8 protein-coding genes and 1 pseudogene are annotated in these 8,918 nt (G+C 44.3%); 7 read left to right on the top strand and 2 right to left on the bottom strand.

Annotation, left to right across the window (positions count from 1 at the left end; translation table 11 throughout):
- From L5M17_RS19570 to tnpC, 7 genes are all read left to right on the top strand, one after another.
- On the top strand, window positions 1-1,231 hold a 1,231-nt coding region (locus L5M17_RS19570; protein ID WP_263148895.1), incomplete at its 5' end, for a hypothetical protein.
- Between the two features lie 62 nt (window positions 1,232-1,293).
- Window positions 1,294-1,632, top strand: coding sequence for a hypothetical protein (locus tag L5M17_RS19565; RefSeq protein ID WP_263148894.1), 339 nt, complete (start codon window positions 1,294-1,296; stop codon window positions 1,630-1,632).
- A gap of 272 nt (window positions 1,633-1,904) precedes the next feature.
- Window positions 1,905-2,165 (top strand): type II toxin-antitoxin system Phd/YefM family antitoxin, encoded by a 261-nt coding sequence (locus L5M17_RS19560; protein WP_011787805.1) that lies wholly within the window; start codon window positions 1,905-1,907, stop codon window positions 2,163-2,165.
- Window positions 2,165-2,476 carry a type II toxin-antitoxin system RelE/ParE family toxin gene (locus L5M17_RS19555; protein WP_099458567.1) on the top strand — a complete coding sequence of 104 codons (312 nt, stop codon included), beginning with the start codon at window positions 2,165-2,167 and terminating at the stop codon, window positions 2,474-2,476. The genes L5M17_RS19560 and L5M17_RS19555 overlap by 1 nt, the downstream gene beginning before the upstream one ends.
- Before the next feature lie 23 nt (window positions 2,477-2,499).
- On the top strand, window positions 2,500-5,580 hold the full coding sequence (locus tag L5M17_RS19550) for a Tn3 family transposase (RefSeq protein WP_011787830.1): 3,081 nt from the start codon (window positions 2,500-2,502) through the stop codon (window positions 5,578-5,580).
- A 37-nt stretch (window positions 5,581-5,617) separates the two neighbouring features.
- Entirely contained in the window at window positions 5,618-5,953 is a 336-nt protein-coding gene (gene tnpB, locus L5M17_RS19545) for an IS66 family insertion sequence element accessory protein TnpB (protein WP_192937895.1), read from the top strand.
- A gap of 92 nt (window positions 5,954-6,045) precedes the next feature.
- On the top strand, window positions 6,046-7,605 hold the full coding sequence (tnpC, locus tag L5M17_RS19540) for an IS66 family transposase (protein WP_099458459.1): 1,560 nt from the start codon (window positions 6,046-6,048) through the stop codon (window positions 7,603-7,605).
- 465 nt (window positions 7,606-8,070) lie between these two features.
- Here the strand turns inward: tnpC and L5M17_RS19535 are convergent.
- Window positions 8,071-8,340 (bottom strand): annotated as a pseudogene (locus L5M17_RS19535) (IS481 family transposase); the annotation flags it as partial.
- A gap of 15 nt (window positions 8,341-8,355) precedes the next feature.
- Entirely contained in the window at window positions 8,356-8,895 is a 540-nt protein-coding gene (locus L5M17_RS19530; protein WP_041413416.1) for a peptide-methionine (S)-S-oxide reductase, read from the bottom strand.
- Window positions 8,896-8,918 lie beyond the last annotated feature (23 nt).

Genomic DNA, 8,918 nt, shown 5'->3' with positions numbered 1-8,918 from the left:
CAATTCTAGGATGGTGTTTTACAAACCAAAATTGGACTGCAGATTACATGAGGCACACCAACAGACTTCTTCTTTGTTAGTACCTAACTTCTCTGGCTTTACTCAGCAGGCTATCGCGACCCACGAAGACCTGTCATTTGACCCAGCTGCCACGGTAGAAAACATTCAGCTATCCGAATTGTCGCTTGAGAAATGGTATGCCATTGATGGCCCAAGACGCGCCTTGCAGCTTCACAGGGACTTTATGGCATCTTTCTGGCGCAACCGTCATAGCTACGGCTTCAAAGCGATTGATGTACGGCGCTACGGTGGCACCCATGTGGCTGAAACCTTGTTATCTGAAGGCGTGATCACGATTAAAACGAGCTATTGGTGCCAGCTCCAAGCCATTTTAAAGCGCACACAGATATTTCAGCAGCTCGGAATGTTCAGCTTTCAGTCTATGCCTTACATCGATGTTGCGAACCATCCCCGCGCCATCGATATGACCCAGCATCGCAGGGATAAGACAGAAATCCTTAATATCATTAGAGCGGAGCGAAATGCCCAGCGCCACGGGGTTAAAACCGCCCTAACCAACGATGACACAGTAGAGCGCCTAGGATTTAACATCGAGCGCGTTATTCAGGACGCAGGTTGGGCAGTAAGGGAAATGATAGATGGTCTTAATAGCCATTTACTCCATGTTAGATTTGATACCTCAGACGTAGGGGTAACCCAGAGAGCTGGAGTGTCTAAATTATGGCTGGCACTGATGTTCGGCGGCGTGACCCAGATTGATGATGTACTTAAACAGCTGTTATCGCCTGCTCAGCTGGCTCAACTCAAAGAGCATCCGAGCGACTACCTCAATGCCAGCAGAGTCATGGCCAAGTCGTTGAACTTGATTGTCGCTGAATTAATCCGAGCTGCCCATGATTGGAACGGCGCTATATCAACGCTTAAACAGCAATTATGTAAAGGCTTAACGCGGGAAGAGTACAAGGTCGCTGTCGGCTCCCTGGTGCCAGCCGAAGTGTACGACCAATCCATTTTGGAGTGGTGGAAGCCAAACCCTGACAACTTCAAATTGTTGTTGGGGAAAGCGTTAGAAACGATGGAAGAGAACTTACGCTTTATTGAGTCACTTAACCAATCGTTACAGCGAGTACAGCGCCTAGCAATGCCGCAGGCAGCTAACAAGATGACTCTGGGTGCACGCTTGACGGCATTGAAGAGGAAGGCAGCGTAAGGCAAAATTTGCGTGATTTGGACTTGGTGAGATCCTGTATTTAAATAAACAGGAGCCTTGCCATGCCCAGATTCGATTTCAAAGACCCTCTCAATCCACGGTTGGCGGTAAAGCCGCAAGTGTGGCAAACGCCCTTTATCCGGCTAGCTAATCGCATCCCTCCTAGTTACCGCATCCACTTCGTTGGCGTGACAGTAGATTGCCGTTTAGGCTACACCGGAAGGCGCCAATTTCACTCGCTGGCGCAAGCTCTCATTTGGGCCGAATCAATGTATGGTGATTCGTGGTCGAATAAGCGATTTACTCAGGAGTTGGATTTGCATGTTTTATTGGATTGCACCAGTCGCTCGCTACCACAGGATTTGAAAAATTCCATAGCGGCACAGTTACGCAGATGCTAATAGGCTAAATTTGCCCAACGCGCCAAAAGTGTAAAGTTAGATTTATGCACGAGGTAACAACTTGTTTTCAATATCAAATACACCTTAAACCTAAACATTAAAAATTTGCCATAATCTCTTTAGAGATTTTGATAACCGACTTATGATAGTAGTTTTGATAGGTGATAAATTACTCTATCAAATTGTATACATTTTGATAGGGTGCATTTTTGACTTTTATCGCCCAACTGGTGTAAATTGAGCGAATCGAACGATTCGTTTAAAGGTGATAAATGAACACTCTTTCAGCCAATGAAGCAAAAATTCACTTTGGAGATTTGTTGCTCAAAGCTCAACAAGCTCCAATCCAAATTAATAAAAATGGCAAGCCTGTGGCCGTTGTTATTTCAGCTGATGCATACCAAAGTATCGAGACACTAAAATTACATTTGCTTCAATCCAAAGCGGTGAAAGCCATAACTGACATCAAAATGGGCAATTTGGTTGATGGTAATACCTTTTTTGATGAGCTGGCCGCAGGGCAGTATGACTAATGCCGGTAACTTATCATTTAACGCCCGATGCACAATCTGATCTGATAGGTATTCACCGCTTTACGTTAGCCCAATGGGGAACGACTCAGTCGAAGACCTATTTATCAGGACTTAGACAAACGATTCAACTGCTGGCTGAAACACCCACCCTTGGGAAAAATAGACCCGAGGTACGCATGAATGTGTTTAGCTTCCCTTATTCAAGTCATGTCATCTATTACATCCAACATGAGCATCAATTCGTTGTATTTGGGATCTTACATAAAAGTATGATTCCACTTGCACATCTCGCGGAGCGGGAAATTATTTGATGTAGTGAAATAGGGAGGGCACCATGAAAAATGATGTTCGGCGGCTATCTATTTTGTCAACTGATGAAATAGATGAACTGTTTGGATTACCTCATTTCTCAGATGATGATCGTCGATTATATTTTGACTTAAGTGCTAAAGAGCGCGAGCTATTCGACAATACCCGAACGTTTTCTGTGGCAGCCCATTTAGTATTGCAACTGGGCTATTTCAAAGCCAAACGGCAGTTTTTCAGTTATGAACAAGAATCGTCAGTACTAAATGACTTGGATTACATTGCCGCGCTGTACTTTCCCACCAAAACGCTTTCAAGACTGAAAAGTCCCTCAAGACCGATTAGGGCTGAACAACAACGAGCAATTCTTGATTTATTCCAGTATAAACAATGTGATAATGAGGTAAAAGTTGATTTGGAAGATAAAGCACAGCGGGTTGCGATGTTATCGACACAACCTATCTTTATCTTTCGTGAATTAACCCAATACTTAGCATTACACCGTATTGTCATGCCCAGTTATCGGTATATGCAAGAGATGATTGGTAGAGTGGTGGCTTATGAACGCACCCGTATTGCTCGATTACTTAGCACTTGCATGACTTCACTTATCGATCAGCAATTAGCGGCTTTGCTTCGGGCTGAGTCAGGAGTATTTCGCGTCAGCGCATTAAAACATGAAGCTAAAGATTTCAGTTATAAAGAATTGCGACATGAAGTCGCACGGCGGCAGTTTTTCCAGCCTCTACATGAGTTTGCCAAGCAGTTCCTCATAACAGCGGGGATCTCCAATGAAAGCGGCAAGTATTATGCTTCTATGGTTAAGTTTTATACCACTTATAAACTTCAACGCATGAAAAAAGAGACTGCTCAGTTATATCTGCTGTTTTTTGCTTTTCATCGGTTTCAGCAAATTAATGACAACTTAATTGAAGCATTGCTCCATTGGGTCGATCAATACGAGAAACAGGCCAAGCGTGCCGCTGAAGAAGCAATGAATAATGCGGTTACCAATGCAGCGAAAAATTTACAGGCTGCGGGTCATGTATTGAGCCTGTTTACGGATGACACCATCACCGATGACACACCTTTTTCCATTATTAAAGAAAAAGCCTATGCATTGCTTGAACAAGAGAGATTCCCATTAGTTGCTGATTACTTACGCAATATTGCTTTCGACAAAACGGCATTTGAATGGTCACATTACACAAAATTATCCGCCACATTCAAACGTAACTTAAGGCAACTTTTTACTGATCTGGATTTTGCCGGACGTGTAGAAGACTCTCCTTTGCTTGAAGCTATCGCGTTTTTACAAAACTTATTGCGCACAGAAAAATCACCAAGGCAAACTGACCCTAATTCATTTCCGACTGAGATTATTCCTAAAGGTTTACGCCGATATTTGTTTAGTAAAGAGGGCAAAACATTTAAAACGCTTGATGTAGATCGCTATGAGTTTTTGGTCTATCGCCTACTACGCAACTCACTGGAAGCGGGTGATGTGTACGTTAAACATAGTAATGAATTTCGCCGCTTTGAAGATGACTTAATAAGCGATCTTAGATGGCAGGATAAAGAACGAGTATTGCAAGATATTGGTGCACCCATTTTATTGGCCCCTATCCAAGATACTCTGGCTGTATTTCATACTATGCTAGCAGCACGTTATAGTGCGATTAACCAACATATTTCTGATGGGGTCAACAAACATATTAAAGTAATTGGGGCTGCCGAAAAGCGTCGTTGGAAGCTGCTTTATCCGAGCAGTGATGAATCCGTTAATAGCGATTTTTACAGCCAGTTACCAGGAATTGGTATTGCGGATCTACTGTGGTTTGTTGCGGGTAATACTGGATTTTTAAATGCATTTACCCATGTATTAGATCGTTATGTAAAGCATGAAGCTGATCCCCGTGAAATTTTCGCCTGTATTGTTGCGATGGGAACAAACATGGGGTTAGCAAAAATGGCTGAGGTTTCAGGCCTTAGCTCAGCATCAATGGCGGGGACATCAAGAAATTATCTACGCTTGGAGACATTACGAGCGGCTAATGATGCGATTAGTAATGCGACCAGCCAGCTACCCGCATTTCATCTCTATGATATTCAGGACACACTTCATTCAAGTAGCGATGGTCAGCGGATAGAAACGCAAATTAACACCCTTAACGCTCGATATTCTCCCAAGTATTTTGGTTTACAGAAAGGTGTCAGCGCCTACACGTTGGTTGCAAATCATGTTCCTATAAATGCAAAGATTATTGGGACTCACGAACATGAAAGCCATTACGTTTTCGATTTATTGCATAACAATACCTCTGATATAAAGCCAGAACGGCATTCCACTGACACCCATGGCACCAATCAGGTTAATTTTTGGATTTTGCATGCATTTGGATATCATTTTGCACCTCGTTATCGTGATTTGCATAAGAAAATGGATACGTTAGTCGGCTCACAACATCCCAATGAGTGTGGTGACTGGCTAATAAAGCCTGCCCGAAAAACCAACGATGAATTGATTGAACGTGAATGGCCCAATATTCAACGGATCATGGCATCGCTAGCTCAAAAAGATGTTACTCAAGCCACGATTGTTCGCAAACTCTCGAGCTATTCGCGTCAGAATCAGACCAAGAAAGCATTATGGGAGTTGGAAAACATATGCCGAACGCTATACATTCTCGACTTTGTCGACGATGTTGGCTTACGTCAATGTGTACAAAAAGCATTAAATCGTGGCGAAGCCTATCATCGTCTTAGACGAGCAGTTGCATTTGTTAACGGTGGAAAATTCAGAGTAAAAACAGAAGAGGAGCAGCAAATATGGAATGAATGCTCTCGGCTCATCACCAACGCGGTCATTTACTACAACACAGTGCTGCTATCTCGTGTCTATGAACAGAAGCAAACAGTAGGAGATCAAAATGCACTGGCTCAGCTTCACAGTATTTCGCCCGTTGCATGGCAGCACATCAATATGTATGGCAATTTTGAGTTTAGTCCATCAACCTCAAAAATAGATATCGATGCATTGGTTGCTCGATATGCTGAACCAGAATATTGGAAGCAAGCGCTGATTGAGAACGAGAATTCAAGTGAGTGATTTTAGAATTTAAAGCTAACTTTACATTTTTGGCGCGTTGGGCAAATTTAGCCATAAACAGCCGGTCGACTTTCGTAAATCCATTAATGGCTTATCGTTGCTGGTCGAGCAAGAGATGCAGCTCTCGCCATTTAGCGGCGCACTGTTTGTGTTTTGTAATCAGCAGCGTACCCGGTTAAAAGTACTGTACTGGGATAGCACCGGGTTTTGCCTGTGGTACAAACGGCTTGAAAAAGACAAGTTCCGCTGGCCACGGCAGATGCCTGGCAAAATACTGTCTATTAGCGAGCAGCAATGGCATTGGCTGTTGCAAGGTGTCGATATCCAAAAAATCACCGCCCATCAGCCACTGCATTACCAGAGTGTGGGCTGATATGACGATCGGCTATAAATCCTTATGATCGCATCCAAAACAATCTAAATCTTACCAAGCACTTAGCTAAATTGGCCGTTATAATGGCGGCCATGAAAAAGATACCAGACACCTTACCTGATGACGTTGCACTGCTCAAGAAAATGCTGCTTGAGCAGACGCAAAAGCTTGAGCGCAAACTGGCGCAAAAAGATAAACGCATCGCCAAATTAGAGCGGGTTAACCAGCAACTGTCGGACAAGTTGCAGCAGTTGCTGGAGCGTTACAACCTGAAGAAGTACCAGAAATTTAGCCCCAGCAGTGAAACCTATGAAGGTGAAGGCGAGGTGTTAAATGAGGCCGAACAGCTTATTGAAGACGAGTCAGTAGCGACAGAGCCAGATACTCAGACGACCGAGAGCGCTAAGAAAGCTGCTAAGCCACGCCGCCCACGGATTGCCCCTGAGCTGCCGCGCGTTGATGTTATCCATGACATTGACGATAAAACCTGTGCTTGCTGTGGCCATGCGCTACATCAAATGGGTGAGGAAGTCAGTGAGCAAATCGAGTTCGTACCGGCACAAATCCGGGTGCTCAGAAACGTGCGGCTGAAATACAGCTGCCGGCAGTGTGAAACCACGGACACCAAGGTCGACATTAAAATTGCCGATGTGCCACCGGCGGTTATCCCTAAGAGCATGACCACACCGAGTCTGCTTGCCCAAATCATCAGCAGCAAAATGCACTATGGCTTACCGCTTTATCGTCAGGAGCAGTTGTTTAATCAGGCCGGTATTGAGCTTAGCCGTCAAACGATGAGCCGCTGGCTGATAAGCTGTGCAGAGAAACTGAAACCGTTACTGGCGTTAATGAAAGCTGAGCTTCTGAAACAGCCCGTGCTGTGGGCAGATGAAACCACGGTTAATGTGCTGGATGTTGAGAAAAGCACCTGTTATATGTGGGTATATGGCTGTGGCTTAGAAAAAAGTACCGGCCCCAAGCTCGTGCTGTTTGATTATCAGGATAGTCGCAGCAGTAAACATCCCACCGACTTCCTGGCGGGGTTTAACGGTTATCTGCAGGTCGACGGTTATGCCGGATATGAGAAAACCCACGCAACCTTAGTCGGCTGCTGGGCGCATGCCAGACGCAAGTTCGTCGAAGCCCAAAAAGCGCAGGGCAAAGGCAAAACGGGTAAGGCCGATGTGGCCCTTAACCATATCCAGAAACTCTATGCGCTGGAGAGTAAATTAAAAACTGCGCCGCCTGATAAGAAATATGAAGCCAGGCAAACGCTAGCCAAGCCGTTGCTCGCGCAATTCAAAAGCTGGTTGGATAAATCAAGCGAGAGTGTCACGAAAGAAAGTTTACTGGGAGCGGCTATTACGTATAGCCTGAATCAGTGGCCCAAGCTTGTCCGCTATCTGGATGATGGCTGTCTGAATATCGACAACAATCGTGCGGAGCGCGCCATCAAACCGTTCGTGATTGGTCGCAAGGCGTGGTTGTTCGCTAATACCAAGACGGGAGCACAAGCCAGTGCGGCACTGTACAGCCTGGTCGAGACCTCAAAAATCAACGGACTGGAGCCGTATGATTACCTATGCCGCTTATTAACCGAGCTACCCAAAGCCAACACCCAAGAGAAACTACAGCAACTCCTGCCTTACTGATCACCAGCCACACCGCAAGGTGTGGTTGGCGTTACGCTTACCTCTGGTTGGTGATGATCCGCAGTAGTGCACTTTTCATAAAAATCGCCTGCAAAATATACATTAAATCAATATATATCAGATCAGTGCATATTGGTAGTGTCAAGGTTAAATAATAGGCAATTTTGTACTAGGTAGCGTTTTAATTTGATTATGGACTTTATGCTATACCGATAAATACACAGGAAATTTTTTTCACAAAAGTGTATGAATGTTGATAGAAGCAACAAGCTACCATCGAAGGGCGTTTCCAAAGATATTGGTATAACAGAGCATCGAACAGACTCAGTTGGAAAGGATCTCGCTTAGAAGCTCTATCATCTTCACGGATAACTCGCGTTTCCAACGATAAATTAGTTTGGGATTATGTAGGGTAACGTTGTTGTATCGTTATGTGATTTTACTCACTTAGCGCGGTGTACAGAACTACTGGATCAGATCAGTTTCAACTGACGTTCTGCCGTTGCACATTTTGCCCTGATGAGTTCGTTCATTGTTGTAAGACAGCCACTCATCCTGATCATTTTGCCGCGTCTCCAGCGTTTGATTAACTTGTTGCGAAAAGCCACCTGATAAAACTCGTTCAGGATCGCCTTATCAAACTGCTCGCAGATCCCATTCGTTTGCGGTGACATCGTTTTAGTTTTCGTGTGATCGATGCCACTACTAGAGTTGGTAATCATGACGCTCGAACTTGCAGAGTAGCACAGCCTATATCGATGTTAACTCTACACCTGACTCTGTCAATTTATGCGTATCAACATAGTGGCTGAAACGTGCTAATAAGAAGGTGAGTTTTGGATGAATGTACCTTTGACAAAATGGTCTGTTGGGTGCTGTATAAAAGTAGTCGATAAGCTCAGTTTTATTCGCTTTAAAATCCTTAAAAAAATAAACCTGAGTAATGACTGGCTGCTCAAAATCAGCTCTACAGGCATCTAATATGTTTACAGCCTGGTTATACTGAACCTCATCATAAGCGTATATCGCTGAACGATATTTACCACGCATTGAGTGGTTTGATGTGCTCGCGTGAGTATGTAAATGGATTTCGATCAAGGTTGATAAAGAAATAACAGTCGGATCAAAAACCACTTCAATGGCTTCGCTGAACTGAGCGTTGTCACCAATTGAGGCGATCCAACCTTGATTGACAGTAGCAATGCCAATAAGTGATGAAAATACGCCTTCGGTGCACCAGTGACAACCACCGCCTAAGCCGATTGTATTAAGGGTGGTTGTCGTATGCAAATTGCAAGTCTGTGTGGGCTGCT

Source organism: Shewanella sp. SW24 (assembly GCF_025653395.1).
GTDB classification, from domain to species: Bacteria; Pseudomonadota; Gammaproteobacteria; order Enterobacterales; family Shewanellaceae; genus Shewanella; species Shewanella oncorhynchi.
Note: the sequence above shows the minus strand (reverse complement) of the source record. Positions and strands in the feature narration are given on the sequence as shown.

Coding starts and splice junctions, on each gene's coding strand:
- L5M17_RS19565 (WP_263148894.1), top strand. CDS start 1,294: ATGCCCAGATTCGATTTCAAAGACCCTCTCAATCCACGGTTGGCGGTA.
- L5M17_RS19560 (WP_011787805.1), top strand. CDS start 1,905: ATGAACACTCTTTCAGCCAATGAAGCAAAAATTCACTTTGGAGATTTG.
- L5M17_RS19555 (WP_099458567.1), top strand. CDS start 2,165: ATGCCGGTAACTTATCATTTAACGCCCGATGCACAATCTGATCTGATA.
- L5M17_RS19550 (WP_011787830.1), top strand. CDS start 2,500: ATGAAAAATGATGTTCGGCGGCTATCTATTTTGTCAACTGATGAAATA.
- tnpC (WP_099458459.1), top strand. CDS start 6,046: ATGAAAAAGATACCAGACACCTTACCTGATGACGTTGCACTGCTCAAG.